This window comes from Streptomonospora mangrovi, assembly GCF_027604915.1.
GTDB classification, from domain to species: Bacteria; Actinomycetota; Actinomycetes; order Streptosporangiales; family Streptosporangiaceae; genus Streptomonospora; species Streptomonospora mangrovi.
In genome coordinates this window covers 1-24522 of sequence record NZ_JAJAQC010000075.1, presented here as the reverse complement: position 1 = coordinate 24522, position 24522 = coordinate 1, and the positions used below count along the sequence as shown (strand labels likewise).

23 protein-coding genes are annotated in these 24522 nt (G+C 73.5%); 13 read left to right on the top strand and 10 right to left on the bottom strand.

Annotation, left to right across the window (positions count from 1 at the left end):
- The 6 genes from LG943_RS25955 to LG943_RS25930 form a co-directional block, all read left to right on the top strand.
- On the top strand, positions 1-1238 hold a 1238-nt coding region (locus LG943_RS25955), incomplete at its 5' end, for a sensor histidine kinase (protein ID WP_270075003.1).
- Positions 1238-1678: a roadblock/LC7 domain-containing protein gene (locus LG943_RS25950; RefSeq protein WP_270075002.1), complete on the top strand. Its 441-nt coding sequence runs from the start codon at positions 1238-1240 to the stop codon at positions 1676-1678. The genes LG943_RS25955 and LG943_RS25950, both read left to right, overlap by 1 nt.
- Before the next feature lie 31 nt (positions 1679-1709).
- Positions 1710-2054, top strand: a complete 345-nt coding sequence (locus tag LG943_RS25945) for a DUF742 domain-containing protein (protein WP_270075001.1) — start codon at positions 1710-1712, stop codon at positions 2052-2054.
- The gene (locus LG943_RS25940) at positions 2032-2646 is read left to right on the top strand and encodes a GTP-binding protein (RefSeq protein ID WP_270075000.1); all 615 of its coding nucleotides are present in this window, start codon (positions 2032-2034) and stop codon (positions 2644-2646) included. Before LG943_RS25945 ends, LG943_RS25940 begins: the two co-directional genes overlap by 23 nt.
- Before the next feature lie 142 nt (positions 2647-2788).
- Positions 2789-4036 carry a styrene monooxygenase/indole monooxygenase family protein gene (locus LG943_RS25935; protein ID WP_270074999.1) on the top strand — a complete coding sequence of 416 codons (1248 nt, stop codon included), beginning with the start codon at positions 2789-2791 and terminating at the stop codon, positions 4034-4036.
- Positions 4037-4264: 228 nt separating this feature from the next.
- Complete coding sequence (locus tag LG943_RS25930; protein ID WP_270074998.1) at positions 4265-5005, top strand: YqjF family protein; 741 nt, start codon at positions 4265-4267, stop codon at positions 5003-5005.
- A gap of 204 nt (positions 5006-5209) precedes the next feature.
- On the opposite strand, the gene LG943_RS25925 is transcribed toward LG943_RS25930, so the two are convergent.
- Complete coding sequence (locus LG943_RS25925; RefSeq protein WP_270074996.1) at positions 5210-5665, bottom strand: hypothetical protein; 456 nt, start codon at positions 5663-5665, stop codon at positions 5210-5212.
- Positions 5666-6230: 565 nt separating this feature from the next.
- On the opposite strand from LG943_RS25925, the gene LG943_RS25920 reads away from it, so the two are divergent.
- The gene (locus LG943_RS25920; RefSeq protein WP_270074995.1) at positions 6231-7322 is read left to right on the top strand and encodes a type I restriction endonuclease; all 1092 of its coding nucleotides are present in this window, start codon (positions 6231-6233) and stop codon (positions 7320-7322) included.
- Between the two features lie 159 nt (positions 7323-7481).
- Here LG943_RS25920 and LG943_RS25915 read toward each other — a convergent pair whose 3' ends face one another.
- Entirely contained in the window at positions 7482-8489 is a 1008-nt protein-coding gene (locus tag LG943_RS25915) for a glycoside hydrolase family 11 protein (protein ID WP_270074994.1), read from the bottom strand.
- A 399-nt stretch (positions 8490-8888) separates the two neighbouring features.
- On the opposite strand from LG943_RS25915, the gene LG943_RS25910 reads away from it, so the two are divergent.
- A complete protein-coding gene (locus LG943_RS25910; RefSeq protein ID WP_270074993.1) occupies positions 8889-10460 on the top strand; it encodes a long-chain-fatty-acid--CoA ligase in 1572 nt (523 codons plus the stop codon).
- 176 nt (positions 10461-10636) lie between these two features.
- Here the strand turns inward: LG943_RS25910 and LG943_RS25905 are convergent, their stop codons facing one another.
- From LG943_RS25905 to LG943_RS25870, 8 genes are all read right to left on the bottom strand, one after another.
- The gene (locus LG943_RS25905; protein WP_270074992.1) at positions 10637-12259 is read right to left on the bottom strand and encodes a solute symporter family protein; all 1623 of its coding nucleotides are present in this window, start codon (positions 12257-12259) and stop codon (positions 10637-10639) included.
- A 1-nt stretch (position 12260) separates the two neighbouring features.
- A complete protein-coding gene (locus LG943_RS25900; protein WP_408648658.1) occupies positions 12261-12611 on the bottom strand; it encodes a DUF485 domain-containing protein in 351 nt (116 codons plus the stop codon).
- 217 nt (positions 12612-12828) lie between these two features.
- On the bottom strand, positions 12829-14547 hold the full coding sequence (locus LG943_RS25895; protein WP_270074990.1) for a sodium/solute symporter: 1719 nt from the start codon (positions 14545-14547) through the stop codon (positions 12829-12831).
- Complete coding sequence (locus LG943_RS25890) at positions 14547-14897, bottom strand: hypothetical protein (RefSeq protein ID WP_270074989.1); 351 nt, start codon at positions 14895-14897, stop codon at positions 14547-14549. The genes LG943_RS25895 and LG943_RS25890 overlap by 1 nt, the downstream gene beginning before the upstream one ends.
- Positions 14897-15754 (bottom strand): LytR/AlgR family response regulator transcription factor, encoded by an 858-nt coding sequence (locus LG943_RS25885; protein WP_270074988.1) that lies wholly within the window; start codon positions 15752-15754, stop codon positions 14897-14899. The genes LG943_RS25890 and LG943_RS25885 overlap by 1 nt, the downstream gene beginning before the upstream one ends.
- Positions 15754-16833: a sensor histidine kinase gene (locus tag LG943_RS25880; RefSeq protein ID WP_408648657.1), complete on the bottom strand. Its 1080-nt coding sequence runs from the start codon at positions 16831-16833 to the stop codon at positions 15754-15756. Before LG943_RS25880 ends, LG943_RS25885 begins: the two co-directional genes overlap by 1 nt.
- A 197-nt stretch (positions 16834-17030) precedes the next feature.
- Positions 17031-17624, bottom strand: a complete 594-nt coding sequence (locus LG943_RS25875) for a mycothiol-dependent nitroreductase Rv2466c family protein (RefSeq protein ID WP_270075004.1) — start codon at positions 17622-17624, stop codon at positions 17031-17033.
- Between the two features lie 158 nt (positions 17625-17782).
- A complete protein-coding gene (locus tag LG943_RS25870) occupies positions 17783-18601 on the bottom strand; it encodes an IclR family transcriptional regulator (protein WP_270074987.1) in 819 nt (272 codons plus the stop codon).
- Positions 18602-18725: 124 nt separating this feature from the next.
- Between LG943_RS25870 and LG943_RS25865 the strand changes: the two genes are divergently transcribed.
- The 5 genes from LG943_RS25865 to LG943_RS25845 all read left to right on the top strand — a co-directional run bounded on the left by LG943_RS25865 (position 18726) and on the right by LG943_RS25845 (position 24468).
- Complete coding sequence (locus LG943_RS25865) at positions 18726-19958, top strand: CaiB/BaiF CoA transferase family protein (protein WP_270074986.1); 1233 nt, start codon at positions 18726-18728, stop codon at positions 19956-19958.
- Positions 19959-19965: 7 nt separating this feature from the next.
- Positions 19966-20748 (top strand): enoyl-CoA hydratase-related protein, encoded by a 783-nt coding sequence (locus LG943_RS25860; protein WP_270074985.1) that lies wholly within the window; start codon positions 19966-19968, stop codon positions 20746-20748.
- 178 nt (positions 20749-20926) lie between these two features.
- The gene (locus tag LG943_RS25855; RefSeq protein ID WP_270074984.1) at positions 20927-21925 is read left to right on the top strand and encodes a Bug family tripartite tricarboxylate transporter substrate binding protein; all 999 of its coding nucleotides are present in this window, start codon (positions 20927-20929) and stop codon (positions 21923-21925) included.
- On the top strand, positions 21925-22722 hold the full coding sequence (locus LG943_RS25850; protein ID WP_270074983.1) for a tripartite tricarboxylate transporter TctB family protein: 798 nt from the start codon (positions 21925-21927) through the stop codon (positions 22720-22722). Before LG943_RS25855 ends, LG943_RS25850 begins: the two co-directional genes overlap by 1 nt.
- Positions 22723-22863: 141 nt before the next feature.
- A complete protein-coding gene (locus tag LG943_RS25845; RefSeq protein ID WP_270074982.1) occupies positions 22864-24468 on the top strand; it encodes a tripartite tricarboxylate transporter permease in 1605 nt (534 codons plus the stop codon).
- Positions 24469-24522: the final 54 nt, after the last annotated feature.

Here is a 24522-nt window from a genome sequence, read left to right as displayed (position 1 = left end):
CCGGCCACGCCGGCCCCGCCGCGCCGCCCCGGCACGACGCGCCCGCTCCGGCCCACGCGCCCGCCGGTCCGCCGGCCGCCGCCCCGGCGCCCGCGCCTCCCGCCCCGCCCGCTCCGGCGGGCGGCCCCATGGCCGCGGTGTGCGACCGCTTCGCCATGCAGGTGCTCGTCCTGGCCGAGCAGCAGCGCCAGGCGCTGGACGTGCTGGAGCGCGACGAGCAGGACCCCGAGCGCCTCAGCCGCCTCTACGCCGTCGACCACGCCGTGGCGATGATGCGCCGCGCCGCCCGCGAACTGCGGGTGCTGGCCGAGCGCGACGACAGCGAACTGGGCGGCGGCGTCGCCTCCCTGCTGGACGTGGTGCGCATGGCCGCCTCCTCCATCGAGTCCTACGCCCGGATCCAGATCGGCACGGTCGCCGAACTCGCCGTGCCCGCCTACGCCACCGACGACGTCGCCGCGCTCATCGCGCCGCTGCTGGACAACGCCACCCGCTACTCCCCGGGCACCGTGGCCGTCAGCGCCCACCCCACCGAGAACGGCGGGGTGGTGGTGCGCGTCGTGGACTCCGGGATCGGCCTCAAGGAGGAGCAGGTCCGCACCCTCAACGCCGCCATGGCCGGGGCGGTGCCGCCCGTGGACGACCGCACCAGCCGCCACACCGGGTTCCCCGTGGTGCACCGGCTGGCCCGGCGCCACGGCGTGGGCGTGCACTTCAGCAGCCGCACCTCCGGCGGCCCCGGCGGCACCACCGTCGTGGTGTCGCTGCCGCCGGACCTGGTGTGCGACATCCCCGCTCCCCCGCCGCCTGTGGGCGACCTCTTCGCCGCCGACGCCCCGGCCCATGCCGCCGACCCGGCGGGCTCCGCCGGCCCTGCCGCGCCGACGTCGGCGCCACCCCGGCTGACCCTGGCGCCCGGCCCCATCGGCCCGGAGTCGGCGCCCCCGCCCGAGCCCCCGCCGCCCGAGCGGCCCCCGGCCGGCGACCTGCCGCGCCGCGAGCGCCGCAGCCTGCGCCGCCAGGACTCCGGCGGCGCCGACCGGCCCCGCCGGCCGCTGGCGCGCGAGAGCGCGGCGGAGGCTCCCGAGGCGGACGCGGCCCCGGCCGGGTCGTTCGCCGACGACCTCACCGCCTTCGCCTCCGGCGCCGCGGGCACCGGCCCCGACCCAGACGACACGCCCTCCGCGCCTTCGGGCCGCGAGGGCGCCGACCGCGACGACGACAGCGAGGTGTGGTGATGGACGGCGGCGCGGCACCGCGCAACCCCCAGGAGTTCGGCTGGCTGGTCAACGACTTCGCCAACTCGACCCCGGGCGTGGCCCACGCGCTCATCGTGTCCTCCGACGGGCTGCCGCTCATCTCCTCGGGCAGCGTGCCCGCCGACACGGCGGACCCGCTCGCGGCGATGACCAGCGGGCTCATCAGCCTGGGGCACAACATCGCCCGCCAGGTGGACGAGGCGCGCTGCGACCAGATCATGCTGAAGTTCCCGGCCGGGCACTTCCTGTTCATGGGCATCGGGAGCCTCGCCGGGCTGGCCGTGCTCGTGCGGGAAGGCGCCAACCTCGGCGTGGTGGCCCACCGCATGACGCAACTGGTGCAGAGCGTGGGCCACGTGCTGACCCCGCAGATGCGCGACGACCTGCGCGGGATGTCCGTCGGCCGGAGCGTGTCGTGACGCGTCGGCCCACCACGAGGAAGAAGCGACTATGACGGTCAATCCATGGGTGCGGCCCTATGTGCTGACCGGCGGGCGGACCCGGACCCGGCACCGCCTGCACGTCCACACGCTGATCGCGGTGCCGCACTACGACGCGGCGTACTCCCGGCAACTGCCGCCCGAGGCGCGCTCCCTCTACGAGCGCGCCCACACCGCCGTGCAGTCGGTCGCCGAACTGTCGGCGCACTGCGGGGTGTCGCTGGGCGTCACCCGGGTGCTCATCGGGGACATGGCCGCCCGCGAGCGCATGGTCGTCAACCCCGAGTCCTACTCCTCCCCCTACGACCCCCGCCTGCTGAAGAGAGTCATCGATGGCCTTTACCAGCTCGCCTGACCGGTCGCCGCGGCTGACCTCGGCGAAGATCGTCGTGGCCGGCGGGTTCGGCGTCGGGAAGACCACCCTGGTGGGCACGGTCTCGGAGATCCCCCCGGTCAACACCGAGGCGTGGATGACCCAGGCCGCCCGCACGGTCGACCCCGACACCCAGGGCACCGGCAAGGTCACCACCACGGTCGCCATGGACTTCGGGCGCATCACGATGTCGTCCGACCTGGTGCTGTACCTGTTCGGCACCCCGGGCCAGGCCCGGTTCTGGCCGATGTGGGACGACCTCAGCCGGGGCGCCAGCGCGGCGGTCGTACTGGTGGACACCCGGCGGCTGGACGTTTCCTTCGCCGCGGTGAACTACTTCGAGAACGACTCCGACGTGCCGTTCATCGTCGCCGTCAACCTGTTCGACGGCGAGCAGAGCCACGACCTGGCCGAGGTCCGCGACGCCCTCCAGCTCGACCCCGAGATCCCGCTGGTGGCGTGCGACGCGCGCGACCGCGCCTCGGTGGTGGCCACGCTGACGGCGTCGCTGACCCACACCCTGCGGCGCACCTCCGCGCCCGGCGGCACGGACCGGCGGGCGGCGCTGCGCTAGGGCGCCGCCCCGCCACCCACGACCCCGCTGTCCGCGCGGTGCGCGGACCGGCCGCCCCGGCTCAACCGCGCCGCCGCCCTCGGCCACGCGGCGCGGCACCGGGTACGCCGCTACCCCCCATCGGCAAGCAAGAGAGGCGGCAATGCGCAGAATCCTCATCGTCGGCGCCGGGCAGGCCGGGCTCCAGCTCGCGCTCGCCCTCCAAGGCGCCGGCTACGACGTGACGGTCATGTCCGCGCGCACCCCCGAGGAGATCCGCGGCGGGCGGATCATGTCGACGCAGTGCATGTTCGCGCCCAGCCTCCAGATCGAGCGCGACCTGGGGCTCAACCTGTGGGAGGACCGGGCGCCGCGCATCGTCGCGCAGCGGCTCACCGTCTCCGACCCGCCGGGCGAGGTCGCCTTCGGGTTCGTGGGGCGCTGGGACGCCTACGCGCAGTCCATCGACCAGCGGGTGAAGATGGCCGGCTGGCTGGAGCTGTTCGAGTCGCGCGGCGGCGAGGTCGTCTACCACGGGGTGATGACCTCGGAGCTGGAGGCGCTGTCGGCGATGTACGACCTCACCGTCATCGCTGCGGGCAAGGGCGAGCTGGTGGAGCTGTTCGACCGCGACCCCGCGCGCTCGCCCTACGACCGGCCCCAGCGGATGCTGTCGTGCATCTACCTGCACGGCATGGCGCCGCGGCCGGACTACCCCGAGCCGCACGTGCGCATCAGCGCGCTGCCGGGGATCGGCGAGCACTTCTTCATGCCCGGCTACACCAACACCGGGCCGTGCGACATCCTGCTGTGGGAGGCGGTGCCGGGCGGGCCGTTCGACTGCTGGTCGGACCGGCCCGGACCCGAGCAGCACCTGGAGCGCACGCTGGAGCTGCTGCGGCGCTACGTGCCCTGGGAGTACGAGCTGTGCGCCGACGCGCGGCCCACCGACGCGCGCTGCACCCTGTTCGGCGGGTACGCGCCGGTGGTGCGCCACCCGGTGGGGCGGCTGTCGGCGACCGCGCACGTGCTGGGGATGGCCGACGTGGTGGTGGCCAACGACCCGGTCACCGGCCAGGGCTCCAACAACGCGGCGCGCTGCGCGGACGTCTACTACCGCGCCATCCTTGAGCGCGGCAGCCGGCCGTTCGACCCGGAGTGGATGCAGTCGGCGTTCGACGCCTACTGGGAGCACGCGCAGTGGGTGACGGCCTACACCAACATGATGCTGGGGCCGCTGCCCGAGCACGTCCAGCGCGTCCTGGCCACGGCGGCCCACAACCCGGAGGTCGCCTACCGGTTCGCGAAGGGCTACACCGACCCCTCGGACTTCCAGCACTGGATCCTGGACCAGGAGAAGAGCGACGCCTACCTGGCGTCGGTCGCCGGCAAGGACCACACGGCGGGCTGAGGCGGGCAGCGGGGTAGCGGCCGGAGAAGACGCGGAGGAGCACGGAGGAGCACGGCGGACCGGGCCGCCGCCGGTAGCGGGTGAGCTACCGGCGGCGGCTTCGCCGCCGGAGGAGGCACGCCCGCGGGGAACCGCCGGTAGGGGCACCGACCGGAAGGGGGCCGGGGCACCGTCGGCGGGACGCCCCGTGGGAAAGTGCGGTGAAGGGTGGGAAAGGATGGACGCCCTATGAAGCCACCGAACCACGACCTGCTGCCGCCGGAGGCGGTACAGGCACCACCCACTCCCCCGGCGCTGACCCAGCGCTGGCACGACGCCGTCTTCCTGCACTGGCGCGCCGACCCGGACCTGGTGGCGCCCCTCCTGCCTCCCCACACCCGGCCCGACGTGCTCGACGGGTCCACCTACGTCGGGATGGTGGCGTTCGGCGTCGACCGCGCCCGCGTGCTCGGCGTCCTGCCCACCGGCGGGTTCGCCGAGGCCAACGTCCGCCTCTACGCGCGCGACCGGCACGGCCGCCAGGGCGTGGTGTTCCGCAGCATGGACGCCGACTCCGCGCACAACGTCCTCGCCGCCCGCGCGCTGGCCCGCGTCCCCTACACCTGGTCCGACGTCGCGGTGCGCACAACGGGCGGCCACGCGATCGGCGGCGTCCGCCGCCGCGCGCCGGGCCCACCGGCCCGCGCCCGGTGGCGCGTGGCCGTAGGCCCGCCGATCACGCGCCCCTCCCCGCTGGAGGTCTTCCTGACGGCCCGCTGGGGCTTGTTCACCACCTGGTCCGGCCGCACCGTCTGGATCCCGGTCGCCCACCCGCCCTGGCCCCTGCACGCGGCCCGCACCCTGCACTACGAGGGCGACCTCCTCCCCGCCGCCGGAATCGCCCAACCCGCCGGCCCACCGGACTCCACCCTCTGGTCCCCCGGCGTACGGGCGGCCTTCTGGCTCCCAAGACGGGTCGCGGTCCAGTAACCGATTGATCGGAGTGGATGGCGGCGCGCCGAAGCACCGAGAGCGCCGAGGCCGGCCAACGGAGCGACCACGCTGGCGGGAGCTCGGGACAGGCGGTCATCGAGCCGCACGCCAGTGGCTGAGGAAAGCGGCGGGGGCAGCGACGGCGGCGGGGGGCCGGGCAGGCATCATGGGTCAGTCCACCAGGAGGTGGCCGGACAGCCGCTACGCCTCCCCCTCACCCTCATCCTGCTTGACGCAGGTGTAGGAGTTCTCGTTGTAGGCGAACCCCACCGTGTCGTCGGTGATCGTGACGTCGGAACTCGCGGGCTCGTCCTCGCTCGCGCGCACGATGTCGATGCTCAGGGGCTCGTCCTGGCGCTGCTCGGGCACGCCCAGCACCCGCAGCCCGTCGATCTCGCCTGAGGTGATGGTGACCCCGTCGCCCTCCACCTGCCAGGTGCCGGCGTCGCTGAAGTCGCCGTCGGCGGTGGTCAGCGTGTAGGTGCCCTCGCCCACCTCGACAGTCGCCGCCACGGTCTCGGCGGGAAACCGCACCGTGCACTGCCAGGTCCCCAGTACGTACTCACTGAGCGCCGCCTGCCCCGCGCAGGCGGCACTGATCCCCAGCACCCCTGCCGCAACCACCCCTGCAACGGCGCGGCGGACCGGTTTCCTCATCGTGTGCCCTCTTCTCGACGTCGACGGTGAAAGACCGTGCGGCTTCGCCGCTCCCAACGGCGCGGACGCCCGATCTCCCGGGTCCTCGCGTCGGAGGCCGCCAGGCGGGGCTCGGCTCCCGCGGCGGGTCACGGCGCAGACCAGGATGGCCGGACGAAGGTTTCCTCGCCGTTAGCCCTCAAGATCACCGATGATGCTCGCCGGTCCTCCAAGCCGCAACGGCTTTTGAGGGCGGTCCTGCCGATGGCGCATCGCCCCGAGACGGGGGCGGGCGGCGTGGCACGCTTCCTGGTCCGGTTTTCGATACTGAAATCACCGCTGTTCGCCAACAATAAGACAAACGGCCTACAAATCACGAAACTCTGTGCGACACTGGCGCCGGTGAATACCTCCCCCTGGTTCGCCGCGGCCCGCCACGCGGTTGGCGTTCGCGCTGGGAAAACAACTCCCGGACGCCCAAGGAAACGGTGTCGCCGCGTGGCGGGAGCACCGCACCCCGCGTGCACTCCGTGTTCGCCCCGCCACGCGCAGAAGAACGTGTGCAGAGGTCGCGGAGGAGCGGAGTATGGAATTCAGTGAGCGCCTGAGTGCGCTGGCAGCCAAGGTGCGCAACCAGCGCGAGGCGATAACGACCGAGGAAGCGACCAAGAACGCCTTCGTCATGCCGTTCATATCGTCCATCCTCGGCTACGACGTCTTCGATCCCCTCGAAGTCGTCCCTGAGTACACGGCCGACGTGGGGACGAAGAAGGGCGAGAAGGTCGACTACGCGATCATGCGCGACGGCGAGGTGCAGATCCTCATCGAGTGCAAGAAATCGGTCGAGCCGCTCGCCATCGAACACGCCGCGCAACTGTACCGCTATTTCTCCGTGACCAATGCCCGGATCGCCGTCCTGACCAACGGTGAGGTCTACCGGTTCTACACCGACCTGGACGAGCCCAACCGAATGGACCGGCGGCCGTTCCTCGTCCTGGATCTGAACGACATCGACGAGACCCTGGTCCCGGAACTCCGGAAGTTGACGAAGGAGGCGTTCGACCTCGACTCGGTCATCAGCGCCGCCGGCGAATTGAAGTACATCGGCGAGATCAAGCGGGCGCTGGCGGCGCAGTTCCGGGAGCCCGACGACGACTGGATCCGGCTGCTGACCGCCCGCGTCTACGACCGCTCCTTCACCAAGAAGGTGCGCGACCAGTTCGCGCCGCTCGTGGCCAAGGCCGCCGCGCAGTACCTCAACGACCAGGTCAACAGCCGACTGAAGACCGCATTGGGCTCGGGCGTGCACGCACCCGCCGCCGAGGAGGCGGAGGTGACCAGTGCCGAGTCGGCGGCCGCCGACCTGGATCGCGACACCGGGATCACCACGACGCTGGAGGAATTGGAGGGCTACCAGATCGTGAAGGCGATCGCGTGCAGCGAGGTCAAGCCGCAGCGGATCACCCACCGCGACTCCAAGTCCTACTTCGCCGTGCTGTTGGACGACAACAACCGCAAGACGATCGCGCGGCTGCACTTCAACGGCAAGTCCCGGCGCTACCTGGGCGTCTTCGACGCCGAGAAGAACGAGACCCGCCATCTGATCGAGTCGCCGGACGACATCTACCTGCACGCCGAGGCGATCCGCTCCTCTGTGCGGAACTACCTGGCCGACTGATTCGAGGAAGGCCGGTCCCGGCCCGCCGGCGGGCCGGGACCGGCGACGCGCGGAGGCGCGGCGGTTGGGGGCCGCCGCGCCTGGGGTTGCGTTGTGGTGGTCACGGGGTTCGGGAGGCTCGGCCATCCGGGAGGCCCCGGAGGGCCGGGCCGTCTCGGGTCAGCTCGCGGAGCAGGAGACGGTCGGCCAGGTGTGGTTGCCGTTGTGCTGGATCGTCACGCCGAAGTTGTTGCCGTTGCCGTTGGGGCGGGCGGTCAGCACCTGCTGGCTGGGGTAGGAGGCGCTGATGTTCCAGGTGGACAGGATCCGCGCCGGGGAGGGGACGTTCATCGTCACGGTCCAGTTGCTGGAGCCGCTGACCGCGACGTTGAGGTTGTAGCGGTCGTCCCAGCGCTCACCGGCCGACAGCGAGGCGGTGCAGCCGTTGTTGCCGCCGGGGTTGCCCGGGTTGCCGGGGTTCCCGCCGCTGCTGCCGAGGGTGATGTTGGAGTTGCCGCTGCTCTGGAAGCCCTCGGTCGCCATGATCATGTAGTCGTGGCTGCCGAGGTTCATGCCGGCGCGGGCCCAGGCGTCGAAGTGGTTGCCCGCGGTGATGGTCCCGCCGGTCCGCCGGGACTGCCGGACGCTCCAGTACTGGTCGAAGGTCCGGGTGCCCTCGATGGAGGGGGCGTTGTGGCGGGTGGTCCGGTAGATGTCGTAGGTGCCGCCGTCGCTGGTGACGGTGCCCATGTGGGTGCCGGTGGGGCGGTAGGTGCCCCAGTTGTCGACGATGTAGTACTCGATGAGCGGGTTGCGCGTCCACCCGTAGAGGGTCAGGTAGGCGTTGCCCGACGGGTTGAAGGTGCCGGAGTAGCTGACGGTGCGGCGCCCGCCGGTGGCCCATCCCTTGCCGGCGACGAAGTTGCCGGTGTTGCGCCACTGGGTGGTGTAGTTGCCGCCGGAGCCGAGGCCCATGGACACCGTGCCCGGGGCGTCGGTCCAGAAGGAGTAGAAGTAGCCGCCGTGCGTGCCGGTCTGGTTGCTCGTGACGTCCGCGCTGGCGGAGCCCGGCAGCGCGGTGACGCTGAGGACCAGCGCCGCGGCCGCCGCGAACATCCGGCTGGCCAGCCGCCACGGACGCGCCTGCGCGCGCGTGCGGTTCTTCGGGCGAATAGGGGCTTCGTTCATGTGCTGCTGCCTCCTTGTGAAGGCTGGGGGATTCGGCAGCGTGATGAGACCGAGTGTTGAGGCGACCGCACGGAGTTGTCAATAATTTCCGGAAGATTTCCGAATGTTTTCTGCTCGAACAATCCCCCAGCCCTCGTCCCCCCAGGCCATAAGCCCGCCCCGCCTGCCCGATCACCCGAACGCCGACCATCCGAAAACTTTCGGACCCGCCGCCGCCGCCGGCCCTCGGCGGCGCCGCTCCACGCCCTCCTCGGCGCCCGTGGCGCCTCGGGTTCGGGTGGGGTTGTGGGCTTGTCCCGCGGTGGGGGGAAACGTATGTTCGTTGGGCGGCCGCGGCCTGGGGGTTTGCACGGGTCGGGGGCCGTTGACGCCGGTCGCCGCCGAGGTAGGAGGTATTCCATGGAAACCGCCCTCAGCCCGCTGGAGTTCGCCCGGCGCACGCGGCGGCTGTATCCCGACCTCGAGGCCGTGGTCGACGGCGACCTGCGGCTGACCTACGCCGGTTTCTTCGAGCGCTGCGACCGCTGGTCGGCCGCGCTCCAGCGCATGGGGGTGCGCAAGGGCGACCGCGTCGCCTACATCGCGCCCAACACCCACGCCCAACTGGAGTCGTTCTACGCCGTGCCCCAGATCGGCGCCGTGCTGGTACCGGTCAACTACCGGCTGACCCCCGACGACTTCGCCTACATCATCGAGCACTCCGGCGCCGAGGTCGTGTGCGCCCACGCCGACCAGCTCGCCGCCGTGGACCGGGTGCGCGACCGGCTGCCCGGGGTGCGCCACTTCGTCGCGCTCGAAGGCGCCGCACCCGGCTGGGCCGACTACGAGACCCTGCTGGCCGAGGCCGCCCCCGAGTTCGAGCCGGTCGAGATCGCCGAGACCGACCTGCTCACCATTAACTACACCAGCGGCACCACCGCCCGCCCCAAGGGCGTGATGATCACCCACCGCAACGCCTACATGAACGTGGTCGGCACCCTGCTGCACCTGCGCCTGGGGCTGGGCGAGCGCTACCTGTGGACGCTGCCCATGTTCCACGCCAACGGCTGGACCTACACCTGGACCGTCACCGCCGTCGGCGCGGTCCACGTGTGCCTGCGCGCCGTCGACCCCGCCCGCGTGTTCGCCCTCATCCGCGACGAGGACGTGGCGTGGCTGTGCGCCGCGCCGACGGTGCTGATCACCCTGGCCAACACCCCCGAGGAGGTGCGCGGCCGGGTCCGGCCGGGCGTGCACGTCGTCACGGCGGGCGCCGCGCCGGCCGCCGACACCATCGGGCGGCTGGAGGAGACCTTCGGCTGGACCGTCACCCACGTCTACGGCCTGACCGAGACCACGCCGTTCATCACCGTCTGCGAGCCCCGCCCCGGCCACGCCGCGCTGCCGCCCGCCGAGCGCGCCGCCGTCAAGGCCCGCCAGGGCGTGGAGCTGATCACCAGCGGCGAGCTGAAGGTCCTCGACTCCGCCGGCGCCGAGGTGCCCTGGGACGGCGCCACCGTCGGCGAGATCGCGGTGCGCGGCAACGTGGTGATGGCGGGCTACTACAACGACCCCGAGGCCACCGAGCGTGTGATGGGCGACGGCTGGTTCCACACCGGCGACGCCGCCGTCACCCACCCTGACGGCTACGTGGAGATCCAGGACCGCATCAAGGACGTCATCATCTCCGGCGGCGAGAACATCTCCTCCATCGAGGTGGAGGGCGTGCTGCTGCGCCACCCCGCCGTGCAGGAGGTCGCGGTGGTGGGCGTGCCCCACGAGCGGTGGGGCGAGACGCCCCGCGCCACCGTGGTGCTGCGCGAGGGCGCGCGGGCCACCGCCGAGGAGCTGATCGCCTTCGCCCGCGACAACATGGCCCACTTCAAGGCGCCCACGCAGGTGGAGTTCGCCGACGCCCTGCCCAAGACCGCCACCGGCAAGATCCAGAAGTACGTGCTGCGCAAGGGGGCCTCGGCCGTCTCCCGGCAGTAGGGACCCGGCTTCCCCATCCCCTGCGCTTCCGGCGGACCCGAACCCGGCCCTCCCCCACCGACCCCCGACCCCCGACCCCCGACCCCCGTCGACAGGCGACCCCCACGACAGGCGACCGCCCCGGAACCGGGAGGGAGGTTCCGGGGCGGCCTGTTGGGGAAGGTCCTAGCGGCGGCTCAGTGCGAGACCGCCTTCTCGGCGCCGACTCCGGTGAGGGAGCGCACCTCCATCTCCGCCTGCTTTTTGGCGTTGTGCTCCTTGGACAGCACCGTGCCCAGCCAGCCCAGCAGGAAGGACAGCGGGATCGACACCAGACCGGGGTTGGACAGCGGGAAGATCGCGAAGTCCGCGTTGGGCAGCATCGCCGTCTCGCTGCCCGACACCGCCGGCGAGAACACGATCAGCGTGATCGTGATCGCCAGGCCGCCGTAGATGCTCCACAGCGCCCCGGAGGTGTTGAACCGCTTCCAGAACAGGGAGTACAGGATCGTCGGCAGGTTGGCCGAGGCCGCCACCGCGAACGCCAGCGCCACCAGGAACGCGACGTTCTGGTCGCGGGCCAGGATGCCGCCGACGATCGACACCGCGCCGATCACCAGGGCGGTGATGCGGGCGACGCGCACCTCGCCGACCTTGTCCTCCGCGCCCTTGCGGATGAGGTTGGCGTAGACGTCGTGGGCGAAGGACGCCGAGGCGGTGATGGTGAGCCCGGCGACCACCGCCAGGATGGTCGCGAACGCCACCGCCGCGATGAACCCCAGCAGGATGGGCCCGCCCAGCGCGAGCGCCAGCAGCGGCGCCGCGGAGTTGGGTCCGCCCGGTGCCCCCTCGATGGTCTCGGGCCCCACAAGCGCGCCCGCGCCGTAGCCCAGCACCAGCGTGAACAGGTAGAACACGCCGATCAGCACGATCGCCCACACCACCGAGCGCCGCGCCTCCTTGGCCGTGGGCACGGTGTAGAAGCGCATCAGGACGTGCGGCAGGCCGGCCGTGCCCAGCACCAGGGCGATGCCCAGCGACAGGAAGTTGAGCCGGGTCATGGCGTCGATGCCGTACTGGGCGCCGGGGGCCAGCAGCGCCTCGCCGTTCTCGCCGCCCTGCTCCACGGCCTGGGCCAGCAGCTCCGACAGGTTGAACCCGTGCAGCGCCAGCACCCACACCGTCATGACGAACGCGCCCGCGATCAGCAGCACGGCCTTGATGATCTGCACCCAGGTGGTGCCGCGCATGCCGCCGATCAGCACGTAGATGATCATGACGACACCCACGACCGCGATGACCACCGACTGCGCGACCGCGCCCTCGATGCCCAGCAGCAGGTTGACCAGGCCGCCGCCGCCCGCCATCTGCGCCAGCAGGTAGAAGAACGACACCGCCAGGGTCGAGATGGCCGCGGCGGCGCGGACCGGGCGCTGGCGCATCCGGAACGCCAGCACGTCGCCCATCGTGTACTTGCCGGTGTTGCGCAGCAGCTCGGCGACCAGCAGCAGCGCCACCAGCCAGGCCACCAGGAACCCGATCGAGTAGAGGAAGCCGTCGTAGCCGTAGAGCGCGATGGCGCCGCAGATGCCCAGGAACGACGCCGCCGAGAGGTAGTCGCCCGCGATGGCGATGCCGTTCTGCGGGCCGCTGAAGGCGCGCCCGGCGGCGTAGTAGTCGGCGGCGGTCTTGGTGTTGCGGCTGGCCCGCAGCACGATGACCAGCGTGATCGCGACGAACAGCCCGAAGATGCTGATGTTGAGGATCGGGTTGACCTCGGTCAGCGCCGCGTCGGCCAGGGTGAGGGTGCCGGCGTCCATGTCAGGCCCCCTTCTTCTCGAGGTCGGTGCGGATCTTGTCGGCCACCGGGTCCAGGCGCCGGTTGGCGTAGCGCACGTAGAGCCCGGTGATCACGAACGTGGAGACGAACTGGAGCAGCCCGAAGACGAGCCCGATGTTGATGTTGCCGACCACCGGGATGGCCATGAAGCCGTGCGCGTAGTCGGCCAGGATCACGTAGAGCAGGTACCAGGCCAGGAAGAACGCCGTCATCGGGAAGACGAAGACGCGCAGGCGCCGGCGCAGCTCCACGAACTCGGGACTGGCCTGCACCCGCTCCCAGTCGTGGTCCGGCGGGGGCCCGCCGGTGGAGTGGTCGGTGTCGGTCACCACTACCTCCGCATCCCATCTGGTGTGTGGCTGGGACAGGTGTGCCCGGGGACACCCGCGTCGACCGACGCCTGTGTTCTGGGACACACTGTGTTCCGCGCCACACTAGGAAAGCGGGGCCGCGCGGTGACAGGGGGACCCGCCCGAACGCCGTGCTGCGCGACGAACGGCCGACGAGCGGTCGGTGGAGCGCGGCGAACGGCACGTGCCCGCCCGCTCCTCACCTCCCTCCGGCGGTCCGGCCCCCCGGCGGCGGGCCGCCGGGCCCCTCCAGGCGCCGCTCGTCCAGGTGCAGCCGCAGCATCGCCCGCCGCGACCACGACGGCGGCCGGCCGCGCAGCGAGACCCCCGCCATCGCCGCGAACGCCAGCGGCACCGTCCACAGCGCCGGCTGGGTGACCAGCAGCCCGCCCAGCCCGCCCAGCGGCGGCCCGAACAGCGCCAGCGCGATCGCGCCCAGCGTGGTCAGCAGCCCGGTGAGCACCCCGGCCACGGCCCCGCTGGCGGTCAGCCGGGGCCACCACACCCCCAGCACCAGCAGCGGGCAGAACGTCGCCGCCGCGACGGTAAACCCCCAGGTCACCACCACCCCGACGTCGATGCCGGCGGCGGGCAGCGCCAGCAGCACCGTGCCCGCGGCCACCCCCACCACCGTGACGCGCAGCCGCCGCAGCCCGCCCGGCAGCAGGTCGTGGGCGATCGCGCCGGCCATCACCAGCACCAGCCCCAGCGAGGTCGCCAGGAACGCGGCGAAGGCGCCCATGGTCAGCAGCGCCGTGACCAGCGCGCCCGCCCACCCGGTGTCGACCTGGGCGGGCAGCGCCACCACCACGGTGTCGGTGGCGGTGGACAGGTACAGCTCGGGCACCAGCACCCGCCCCAGCACGCCGTAGACCCCGGGGAACAGGTAGAACACCCCCAGCAGCGCCACCGTGATCGCCGCCGTGCGCCGTGCCGCCCGACCGTCGGGGCTGGTGTGGAACCGCATCAGGATGTGCGGCAGCCCCATGGTGCCCAGCGCGGTGGCCACCAGCACCGCCCACGTGCCCACCAGCGGGTGGCCGTCGCCCTCCTGGTCCAGCAGCGGCCGCGCCCACTCCTGGGCGTCCAGGGGAGCGTCGCCGCGCACCTCGGGCACGCGCGCGCCCTCGGGGAACACCGCCGAGGTGCCGCCGGCCATGCGGTGCTCGCCGGGCCGCAGGCGCAGGACGTCGCCCTCACCGGTGCGCACCCGCGTGGGCTCCTCCACCACCAGGGTGACGTCGACCTGGAAGGACACCGGGGTGTCGGCGGCGAACCGGGTGAAGTCGACCGGGTGCACGGCGGCGTGGCGCACCTCGGGTCCGGCCAGCACCACCAGCCACACCGCCGGGACGATGAACAGCAGCAGCTTGAGCCCGAACTGGAACGCCTGCACGTAGGTGGCGGCCCGCATGCCGCCCAGCGCCAGCGTCACGCTCACCACGAACCCGGCGATCACCACGCCCACCCAGTAGGGGGTGGCGCTGACCGCGCTGAGCACCAGCCCGGCGGTGCGGAACTGCGGCACCACGTAGAGCGCGCCGATGACCAGCACCACCGCCGCGCTGAGCCGGCGCAGCAGCGGCGAGCGCAGCCGCGCCTCGGCGAAGTCGGGCACGGTCAGCGCGCCCGAGCGGCGCAGCGGCGCCGCCACCAGGATGAGCATCGCGATGTAGCCCGCGGTGAACCCGACCGGGTACCACAGCGCGCCCACGCCGTCCTTGACCACCAGCCCGGCCACGCCCAGGAACGACGCCGCCGACAGGTACTCCCCCGACACCGCCGCGGAGTTCAGCAGCGGCGAGACCCGGCGCGAGGCCACCAGGAAGTCGGAGGTGGTGCGCATGGCCGCCACCCCGCGCAGGCCGATCACCAGGGTGCCGGCGACCACCAGGGCGACGGCGGCGAGCGCGCCCATCAGCCGTCCTCGACGCGCTCGGCGCGGCGCAACTGCCAGCGGGCGAGCAGCATCATCGCCGGGTAGGGCAGCCAGGCCAGCAGCGGCCAGGCCAGCGGGATCCCCAGCACCCGCACCTCCTGGGCCTGGGGCCACAGCGCGAACACGGCGGGCAGCCCGATGAGCAGCGCCAGCACCGCCGCCAGCGCCCGCAGCGCCTGGGCACGCTGGCGGCGGTAGAGCCGCAGGGCGCGGTCGGCGTCGGCGGGGTCCAGCCGGGGCACCCGCCACCGGCCGCGCGCCCGCCCGCGCGCGTGCGCCAGGCGGGTCTGCGGGCTGGTGACGGTCACCCGGCGGGGGCGCTGGGGCATCAGGGGCGCCGCTCCGGGCGGGCGGCGCGCTCGGAGCGGTCGCGGTCCAGTTCGCCGCTGCGGGCGGCCTGGAGCAGGCGGGCGCGCAGCTCGCGGGCGTGGCGGCGGCTCACCGGGACGTCGCCCAGGTCGGTGTGGGCCAGCAGGCCGCCCACGGCGTCGCTGCGCAGCTCGCGCACCGCGCCCAGGGCGACCATGAACCCGCGGTGCACCCGCACGAACCCGGCCTCGGCCCAGTACTCCTCCAGCCGCGAGATCGGCATCCGCACCAGGTGGTCGCCGCCGGGGGTGTGCAGCCGGACGTAGTCGCCGCTGGCCTCGACGTAGGCGACGTCGCCCCGGCGGACGTAGCGGGTGCGCCCGGCGGTCTCCACCCGGATGGCGGCCATGGTCTCGGGCGCGCGGCGCCGGCGCGGCACCGCCGCCCCGCCCCCCGCCTCGGCGGTGCCGGCGGCGGCCGGTTCGGGCGGGCCGGCGGCCGCCAGCCGCGCGGCCTTCTTCAGCGCGGCGGCCAGCCGGTCGGCCCGCACCGGTTTGAGGAGGTAGTCCACGGCGCCCAGCCCGTAGGCGGTCAGCGCGTGGTCCTCATAGGCGGTGACGAAGACGATGACCGGGGGGTCGCTGAGCCGCGACAGCAGCGACGCCAGCTCGATCCCGTCCAGCCCCGGCATGGAGATGTCCAGGAACACCGCGTCGAAGGGGTGGGCCTGGATGCTGCGCAGCGCGCTGATGGGGTCGCCGGCGGGGGTGACCTCGGCGACCTCGGGGGCCTCGCGCAGCAGCCGGCACAGCTCCTCCAGGGCGAGGGGGACGTCGTCCACGGCCAGCACCCGCAGGCCGGCGGGCCGATCCGCCATCAGGGCATCACTCCCGGCTGGAATCGGGGGACCCGCAGCACCACGCGGGTCCCGGCGTCCACGGCGGTCTCCACCACCAGGCCGTACCAGGGGCCGTAGACGTGGCGGAGCCGGCGGTCGACGTTGGCCAGGCCGACGCTGTCGGCGGCGCCCCGCCCGGCCAGGACCGCCTTGGCCACGGCGGGGTCCATGCCGGGGCCGTCGTCCTCGACGCTGATGACGCAGTCGTTGCCCTCGGCCTCGCCCGCCACCTGCACCAGCCCGGCGCCCGGGCGCGGCTCCACGCCGTGGCGCACGGCGTTCTCCACCAGCGGTTGCAGCACCAGGTAGGGCATTGCCACGCCCAGCACCTCCGGCGCCACCCGCACCTGCACCCGCAGCCGCTCGCCCAGCAGCGCCCGTTGCAGGATCAGGTACGCCTCGATGGCGTGGAACTCGTCGGCGACGGTGGTGTAGTCGCCGTGGCGGGCCAGGCTGTAGCGGGTGTAGTCGGCGAAGTCGGTCATCAGCTCGCGGGCGCGGTCGGGCTCGGTGCGCACCAGCGAGGCGATCACGGTCATGGCGTTGTAGACGAAGTGCGGGGAGATCTCGGCGCGCAGCGCGCGGAACTCGGCCTGGGCGGCGAGTTCGGCGGAGGTCTCCAGGCGGCAGCGCTCCAGGGCGTCGGCGACCCAGTCGGCGGCCTTGCCCACGGCGGCGGCGGGCACGGGCCCCGACACCACCATGGCCCCGGCGAGTTCGGCGTCGACGTGCAGCGGCACCGCCACCAGCGGGGCGCGCCCGGCGGGGGCCTCGGTGTGCAGCACGGAGTCGACCAGGGCGGCGGTCTGCGAGCCGGCGGCGGGGCGCCCGGCCCACACCGGCGCGCCCGACAGGTCGGCCAGCGCCAGGCCGGGGGCGCCCAGCAGCCGCCGCATGCGCCGGGCGGCGCGCGCGGCGCCGGGTCCGGACAGGCCGTCGCGCAGGTCGTCGACGACCCGGCGGGCGGTGCTCAGGACCGCCGTGGCGTCGGTGCGCGGCGGCACGGGCCAGGTCCGCGCCGGTGCCCGGCGCGGGGGGCGGCCGGTGGATCGCTGCATGGTCGGTTCCAACGGATCAGGGGGATGGTCCGAGTGTCGTGCGGCGGGGTGGGCGGGGGTGGCGGGTCGGGTGAGCTGGTGCGATCGATCCTACGGCGCGCGGGTGTCGGCCGCATCACATCGGTCGGGGGCGGCCGTGCCCTCAGGCCGGCGCCCGGGCCGGCGCGCGGCCGTCCGGGGGTGAGCCCGGGGCGGGGTCAGCGGGCGTCGGCGGTGCGCGGCTCGGCGTGGGGGCGGCCCTTCAGCTCGTGGAACCCGGGGGTGCGGGCGACCAGCAGCACGCCGTCCCACAGGTGCCCGGCCGCCTCTCCGCGGACCGGCTCGGAGATCACCGGGCCGAAGAACGCCGCCCGGCCGCCCGGCCCCTCGGCGGCGATGACGGGGGTGCCGACGTGGTCGCCGACCTGGCGCAGGGCCTCGGCGTGGGAGGCGCGCACGAGGTGGTCGGCCTCCTGGCTGAGGCCGGTTTCGGCCAGGTCGCGGGGCAGGCCTGCGGCGGCCAGCGCGGCGGCGAGGTCGCCCAGCGGCTCGCCGGTCTCCGGAGTGGTCCACAGCGCGGTGTAGAACCGGCCGAGCGCGGCGGAGCCGTGGTGCTCGCGCACGGCGGCGCAGACGCGGGCCGGCACCCACAGGTAACCTTCGGGGTCGCCCTCGGGGTCGTCGTCGCGGCCCTCGTTGAGCACCGCCAGGCTCATCACTCGCCAGTCGAGGTCGACGGGCCGCACGGCGGCGGCCTCCACCAGCCACCGCGAGGTCAGCCAGGTGTAGGGGCACGACGGGTCGAACCAGATCCGCGCCGTCCACCGGGTCCCGCGCCCGGGCTCGTCCCGCTCGTCCTTCCGGTCCTGCTCGGCCTGCTGGGTCACGTGGGTCACCGCCGCCTCCCGGGGGTCGCGTCGGACCCCACTCTGCCACGCCGGGCCGGCGCCCGCCGGGAGGCGGCCGGGCCTCAGGGCCGGGGGCAGCCCAGGACCTGCGACACCGCCGCGGCGTAGCGCCGCACCTGCGGTCCCATCTCGCGCATGCGGTCCTCGGGCATGCGGGTCTCGGGCGCGCTGACGCTGATGGAGCCCACCACGCGCATCTCGTGGTCGAACACCGGCGCGGCCACGGTGCGGATGCCCGGGGTGCGCTCGGAGAACGACAGCGCGTAGCCGTCCTCGCGGACGCGCGCCAGTTCGGCGCGGACCTCGGCGCGGTCGGTGATGGTGGCGGGGGTGACCGGCGCGATCGGTTCGGCCAGGACCTCCTCGGCCTCGGCGGCGGGCAGGAACGCCAGCATCGCCTTGCCGGGGGCGCCGTAGACCAGCGGGATGGGCACGCCCAGCTCGGTGTAGGTGCGGCGCAGCGCGTGGTGGCTCTCGACCTGGTCGACCACGGCGCGCCGGTTTCCCGGCAGCAGCTCGTGCAGGCCCACGGTCTCGTCGACCAGGGCGCGCAGCTCGTGCATGGGGCCGACGGCGGCGTCGCGCAGGGTGGTGGGGAACGCGCCGCTGCGGGCGAGCTGGACCAGCAGCGGCCCCAGGGCGTAGCGCCGCTGCGGTGTCTGCCGGACCAGGCCGTTGGCCTGCATCGACGCCAGGATGCGGTGGGTGGTGCTGGTGGACAGCCCCGTGGCGCGGGCGAGGTCGCTGATGCCCATTTCGGGGCGCCGGGGGCTGAAGCATTTGAGGATCGCCACGGCGCGGTCGATCGACTGCACGCCCTGGCGTGCGGCGCCTGCTGCCCGGGCACCGCCGACGGCCTGGCCTTCGGTTGTCTCGCTCAATTTCTCCTGACCCCATTGACGTTCACATGCCTGCAATCGTACGTTCCTGTTATACGGGATCGTATCCCACAATGCGGAAAGCATGTGACATCACCGTGGGAAGCACACGAAATCAGGTGCGTGGATGAAGCCACTCGACGGATTCCGGGTCCTCGACCTCACCCGTTTCCTCTCCGGCCCCTACTGCACGATGGTGCTGGCGGAGCTGGGAGCCGACGTGATCAAGGTGGAGCAGCCGGTCACCGGCGACGACTCCCGCCGGCTGGCGCCCAAGGTCAACGGCGAGAGCTACCCGTTCGGAATGCCCAACCGGAGCAAGCGCAGCGTGTCGCTGGACCTGAAGGACCCGCGGGGCCGCGACGCGTTCCTGCGGCTGGCCCAAGGCGCCGACCTCGTCATCGAGAACTTCCGCCCCGGCGTGGTCCAGCGCCTGGGCATCGACCACGAGACGCTGCGGGCGGCCGACCCCGCGCTGATCTACTGCTCCATCAGCGGGTTCGGCCAGACCGGCCCCTACCGCGACCGGCCAGGCTTCGACATCATGGCCCAGGGCGCGGTGGGCTTCCTGCGGATGACCGGCCACCCCGACGGCCGCCCGGCCAAGGTCGGGATCGCCGTCAACGACATCGCCGCCGGCGCCACCGCCATCTACTCCATCCTGGCCGCCGAGCTGAACCGCCGCGCCACCGGCCAGGGCGACTACATCGACATCTCCCTGGTCGACGCGGGCCTGGCCTGGACGGTGTGGGAGTCGGGCGCCTACTTCGGCAGCGGCGAGGAGCCCGCCCCCACCGGCACCCGGCACCGCCGCTCGACCCCCTACCAGGCGTACCGCACCGCCGACGGGTTCGTCACCATCGGCGCCAATAACGACCGGCTCTGGCAGCGCCTGGTGGTGGACGCCCTGGAGCGGCCCGCCTGGCTGGAGGACGAGCGGTTCGCGACCCTGCCGGCGCGCATGGCCCACATCGACGAACTCCAGGAGGAGATCGAGGCCATCACCACCACCCGGCCCACCGCCGAGTGGATCAAGGCGCTGGACCGGGCCGGGGTGCCCGGCGGCCCGGTGCTCACCTACGCCGAGGCGCTGGCCGACCCCCACGTCATCGCCCGCGGCATGGTCACCGAGGTCGAGCACCCCATCGTCGGCACCATGCGCACCATCGCCCCGCCCGCCAAGTTCGGCTCCCTGGAGTTCGAGGTGAAGGGCCCGGCGCCGTGGCTGGGCCAGCACACCGGCGACGTCCTGGCCGACGCCGGGCTCAGCGCGGCCGAGATCGCCGAACTGTACGAGGCCGGGGTCGCCTACGACGCCCACCCCGAACTCCACGACTCCCCCGCACCCCAGGAAAGGTAGGCAACCCATGTCCGACGATCTGGTGGTCGAGCGTTCGGGCGCGGTGGCGACCCTGACGCTCAACCGGCCCGAGAGCCGCAACGCCATCCGGCTGGAGATGTACGCCGAACTGCCCGCCCTGCTGCGCGGCATCGACGACGACCCCGGCGTCAAGGTGCTGGTGGTGCGCGGCGCCGGCACCAAGGCGTTCGCCGCCGGCGCCGACATCAGCGAGTTCGGCCGGGTGCGCGCCGACGCCGAGAGCGCCCGCTCCTACAACGAGCACGTCGCCGCCGCCGAGCGCGCCCTGGAGGGCCTGCGCAAGCCCACCATCGCCATGGTCCACGGCCACTGCGTGGGCGGCGGGTGCGGCCTGGCGCTCGCCTGCGACCTGCGCTTCTGCGACACCGAGGCCAAGTTCGCCATCACCCCCGCCAAGCTCGGCCTGGTCTACAGCCTGGAGTCCACGCGCCGGCTGGTGGACCTGGTCGGCCCCGCCCAGGCCAAGTGGATCCTGTTCAGCGGCGGGCGGCTGGAGGCCGAGCGCGCGCTGCGCACCGGCCTGGTCGACGCGGTGACCGCGCCCGACGACCTGGCCGAGCACACCTACTCCTTCGCCGAACTGGTGGGCACCCGCGCGCAGTACAGCGTGCGCGCGAGCAAGGAGATCGTGAACCGCATCGTGGCCGGCCAGCTCCACGACGACGAGGAGACCACCGAGCTGCGCAACTCCTCCTTCGACACCGACGACTACGCCGAGGGCGTGCGGGCCTTCCTGGAGAAGCGCCCGCCCCGCTTCACCTGGTCCTGACAGCAGGGCGCCCGCCGGGCCGAGGACCCTTCGGCCCGGCGGGCCACCCAGGGCGGCCCGCCCTCCGCCGCCCGCCGCCGCCGGTCCCCCGCGCCCTCCCTGAGCCGGCCGCCGCCCAGCACCCGCGGCCGGTCCGCGCCCCATCCCCGTCCTGTTCGCACCGGCCAGGAGGCACCCCATGCCCAAGAAGCCCCGAACGCCCCGGATCGCCGTCCGCCTGCTCGCGGGCGCCACCCTGCTCGCCGCCGTGACCGCCTGCGGGGCGGGCACGGCGGTCGAGGAGAACCCCGACAGCTACCCCAGCCGCGAGCTGGACTGGACGATCGCGTTCGGCCCCGGCGGCGGCAACGACATCATGGCCCGCACGATCGTGGAGATCCTCCAGCAGCAGGAGCTGTACCCCCACGACATCGCGGTCGAGAACCGCGAGGGCGGCAGCGGCGCCACCGGCTGGGGGCACCTGCTCAGCAACTCCGGGGACCCCTACGTCATCTCGACCACCTCGGGGTCGTTCATCACCACCCCGCTCCAGGCCGACACCGGCTGGACCCACGCCGACTTCACCCACGTGGGGCTGTTCGCCACCGACGACACCCTGTTCATCACCCCCGACTCCAGCGGGATCACCACCTGGGAGGACTGGGTGGCCCACGCCAAGGACGCGGGCACGGTGTCGGTGGGCGGGATCGGCACGGTCAACGTCGACTACATCATCCACGCCGAACTCGCCGACCAGGCGGGCTACGAGATCGAGTACGTGCCCTTCAACGAGGAGGGCCAGCTCCAGACGGCGCTGTCCTCGGGCGCGATCGACGCCATGGTGTCCAACCCCGGCTCGATCATGGGCCAGGTCGACAGCGGCGACGTCAACGCGCTGCTGTTCAGCGGCGAGGAGCCGCTGGAGGCGCTGCCCGACGTCCCCACGGCCGCCGACCAGGGCTATGAGGGCATGGTCTCGATGCCGCGCGGCCTGATCCTGCCGCCCGACGCCCCCGACTACGCCCGCGAGTGGTGGATCGAGACCATGAAGCAGGTGGTGGCCACCGACGCCTGGCAGGACTATCTGGAGAAGAACCACCTCACCGAGGACCTGCGCTGGGGCGACGACTTCACCGCCTACCTGGAGGAGACCGGCACCCGGTTCGAGAACTCCCTGGAAGAGCAGGGGGCCGTGTGATGGCCCGCACCGGCAACCCCCGGGTGCGGCTCCCCTTCCAGCGCACCGCTCCTGAGGCGGGCGCCGGCCCGGCCGGGGCATCGGCCGCCGCGGCGCCCGGCGCGGCGGACACACCCGGCGCGGCGCGCGCCGGCGCCGCCGGCGGGGCGTCCGCAGGGGCGGCGGGCGGACGCCGCCTCGCCCTCACCGGCGCCACCGTGTTCTACGTGGTGCTGGCGGCGGTGCTGGCCGGCTACACCGCGATGGCCTTCGGCATGGAGTGGCAGACCACCGCCGGGCGGATCGGGCCGGGCCTGTTCCCGCGCGTCATCGGCGGGCTGGGCACGGCGGCGGCGCTCCTGGCGGCCGTCCAGAGCGCGCTGGCGCGCCCGGCCGCCGCCGATCCCCACGCCCCGGCCGCCGGGAGTGCGGCCGGCGGCCCCGCCGCCGGGGCCACCACAGCGGCCGAGGCCGCTGCTCCACCCGCCGAAGCCGGCGGCTCCCCCGCTGAGGGCGGCACCGGGGCCGGCACCGCCGGCACTCCCGCCGCCGGGGCCGGCGCCGACTCCGCCGCCGAGCCCCGCCACCCCTGGCTCGTCCTGGCGCTGCTGGCCGTGTGCGCCGCCTTCGTCACCGTCCTGGTGCCGGTGGGCGCGGTGGTCACCGGCTCCCTCGCGCTCATCGCCGCGCTGCTGCTGTGCGACCGCGCCCACCCCGTGCGCGCCGTCGTCCTCGGCGTCGCCTTCCCCACCGCCCTCTACCTCGTGTTCGTCTGGTGGCTCAACGCGCCCCTGCCCCCGGGCCTGCTCCCGCTCTAGTCCGCGCACCGCCCGGTGCGCCCGGCCCCCTCGGGGCGGGCGCGCCGGCGGCGGACCACGGCGCCCGCGCCCGCCCTGCCCGGCGGAGGCGGCGCCCCCCGCACCCGCCCTGCCGAGTCCGGCACATTCCTCGGAGTCCGCATGGACATCTTCGCCAACCTCGTGAGCGGCATCGCCGGCGTCCTGACCCCCACCAACCTGCTCTTCCTGGGCATCGGCGTGGTCGTGGGCATGTTCGTCGGCGCCATCCCCGGCCTGGGGCCGTCGGCCGGCCTGGCCATCCTGCTGCCCCTGACCTTCGGCCTGGAGCCCACCACCGCCATCGTCATGCTGGCCGCCGTCTACTACGGCGCCATGTACGGCGGCACCATCACCTCGGTCCTGATCAACACCCCGGGCGACTCCGCCAGCGTGCCGGCCACCCTGGAGGGCCATCCCATGGCCCGCAAGGGGCGGGCCGGGCCGGCGCTGGTGATCGCGGCGGTCGGCTCGTTCGCGGCCGGCACGGTCGCGGTCGTCCTGCTCACCCTGGCCGCGCCGCTGATGGCGGGCCTGGCCTCCTCCTTCGGCCCGCCCGAACTGTTCCTGCTCATCGTCATCGGGCTGCTCACCCTCGTCGTGCTGGTCGGCCGCAGTTGGCTGCGCGGCCTCATCTCGGTGCTGATCGGGTTCGCCATCGGCACGGTGGGCATCGACGTGGGCGGCGGCGAGCAGCGCTACACCTTCGGCTCCACCGAGCTGATCAACGGCATCGACTTCATCCCGGTGGCCATCGGCCTGTTCGGCATCGGCGAGATCCTGTGGACGCTCTACCGGGGCGGCCACAACGACGACACCATGACCGACGTGCGGGTGGACCGCCGCTCCGACGCCTTCTGGCCCAGCCGCCAGGAGTGGCGCGACTCGCGCGGCGCCATCGCGCGCGGCACCCCGCTGGGGTTCGTCCTGGGCGTGGTGCCCGGCGCGGGCGCCACCGTGGCCTCGCTGATCTCCTACGGCATCGAGAAGGGGCTGTCCCGGCGGCCCCAGCGGTTCGGCCGGGGCGCGGTGGAGGGGCTGGCCGGCCCCGAGGCCGCCAACAACGCCGCCGCCACCGGCGCCATGGTGCCGCTGCTGACCCTGGGCATCCCCGGCTCGGCCGCCACGGCGGTGCTGCTGGGCGGGTTCCTGATGTGGGGCCTCCAGCCCGGCCCGCTGCTCATGCGCGACAACCCCGAGTTCGCGTGGGGGCTGATCGGCAGCATGTACCTGGGCAACGTGATGCTGCTGGTGATGAACGTGTTCTGCATCCCGCTGTTCGCCAAGGTCACCAAGACGCCGTTCCGCACGCTGGCGCCGCTGATCATCATCCTGTGCGCGTTCGGCACCTTCGCGGTCAACGGCAGCGTGGTCGAGGTCGGCATCATGTTCGCCTGCGGCGTGCTCGGGTTCCTGATGCGGCTCTACGGCCTGGCCCCGGCGGCGACCGTGATCGCGCTGGTGCTGGGGCCGATGGCCGAGGAGACGCTGCGCCAGACCCTGCTGCTCCAGGGCGGCCTGGGCCTGTTCGTGGAGCGCACACCCTCGCTGGTGCTGCTGTGCGTGCTGGCGCTGCTGCTGTGCGCGCCGCTGCTGGGCGGCCCGCTCCGCCGGGCGGGCGCGGCCCTGGCGCCGCGCCGCGCCGCCGCGCGGGCGGCCGCCAGGTCCGAGGAGCCCGCGGAGCCCGCGGAGCCCGGGGAGTCCGAGGAGGCGGCCCCCCGGGCGTGAGCGCCGGCGCCCCGCCCCGCACGGGCGGGCGCCGGGAGCGGGGTGCGGCGCTCC

What these genes read in the sequence shown, in the direction of transcription:
- LG943_RS25950 (WP_270075002.1), top strand. Translation starts at nt 1,238, where the DNA reads ATGGACGGCGGCGCGGCACCGCGCAACCCCCAGGAGTTCGGCTGGCTG.
- LG943_RS25915 (WP_270074994.1), bottom strand. Translation starts at nt 8,489, where the DNA reads ATGAACGAAGCCCCTATTCGCCCGAAGAACCGCACGCGCGCGCAGGCG.
- LG943_RS25855 (WP_270074984.1), top strand. Translation starts at nt 20,927, where the DNA reads ATGCCCAAGAAGCCCCGAACGCCCCGGATCGCCGTCCGCCTGCTCGCG.
- LG943_RS25910 (WP_270074993.1), top strand. Translation starts at nt 8,889, where the DNA reads ATGGAAACCGCCCTCAGCCCGCTGGAGTTCGCCCGGCGCACGCGGCGG.
- LG943_RS25925 (WP_270074996.1), bottom strand. Translation starts at nt 5,665, where the DNA reads ATGAGGAAACCGGTCCGCCGCGCCGTTGCAGGGGTGGTTGCGGCAGGG.
- LG943_RS25865 (WP_270074986.1), top strand. Translation starts at nt 18,726, where the DNA reads ATGAAGCCACTCGACGGATTCCGGGTCCTCGACCTCACCCGTTTCCTC.
- LG943_RS25845 (WP_270074982.1), top strand. Translation starts at nt 22,864, where the DNA reads ATGGACATCTTCGCCAACCTCGTGAGCGGCATCGCCGGCGTCCTGACC.
- LG943_RS25895 (WP_270074990.1), bottom strand. Translation starts at nt 14,547, where the DNA reads ATGGGCGCGCTCGCCGCCGTCGCCCTGGTGGTCGCCGGCACCCTGGTG.
- LG943_RS25935 (WP_270074999.1), top strand. Translation starts at nt 2,789, where the DNA reads ATGCGCAGAATCCTCATCGTCGGCGCCGGGCAGGCCGGGCTCCAGCTC.
- LG943_RS25930 (WP_270074998.1), top strand. Translation starts at nt 4,265, where the DNA reads ATGAAGCCACCGAACCACGACCTGCTGCCGCCGGAGGCGGTACAGGCA.
- LG943_RS25880 (WP_408648657.1), bottom strand. Translation starts at nt 16,833, where the DNA reads ATGCAGCGATCCACCGGCCGCCCCCCGCGCCGGGCACCGGCGCGGACC.
- LG943_RS25920 (WP_270074995.1), top strand. Translation starts at nt 6,231, where the DNA reads ATGGAATTCAGTGAGCGCCTGAGTGCGCTGGCAGCCAAGGTGCGCAAC.
- LG943_RS25850 (WP_270074983.1), top strand. Translation starts at nt 21,925, where the DNA reads ATGGCCCGCACCGGCAACCCCCGGGTGCGGCTCCCCTTCCAGCGCACC.
- LG943_RS25890 (WP_270074989.1), bottom strand. Translation starts at nt 14,897, where the DNA reads ATGCCCCAGCGCCCCCGCCGGGTGACCGTCACCAGCCCGCAGACCCGC.
- LG943_RS25940 (WP_270075000.1), top strand. Translation starts at nt 2,032, where the DNA reads ATGGCCTTTACCAGCTCGCCTGACCGGTCGCCGCGGCTGACCTCGGCG.
- LG943_RS25945 (WP_270075001.1), top strand. Translation starts at nt 1,710, where the DNA reads ATGACGGTCAATCCATGGGTGCGGCCCTATGTGCTGACCGGCGGGCGG.
- LG943_RS25885 (WP_270074988.1), bottom strand. Translation starts at nt 15,754, where the DNA reads ATGGCGGATCGGCCCGCCGGCCTGCGGGTGCTGGCCGTGGACGACGTC.
- LG943_RS25860 (WP_270074985.1), top strand. Translation starts at nt 19,966, where the DNA reads ATGTCCGACGATCTGGTGGTCGAGCGTTCGGGCGCGGTGGCGACCCTG.
- LG943_RS25905 (WP_270074992.1), bottom strand. Translation starts at nt 12,259, where the DNA reads ATGGACGCCGGCACCCTCACCCTGGCCGACGCGGCGCTGACCGAGGTC.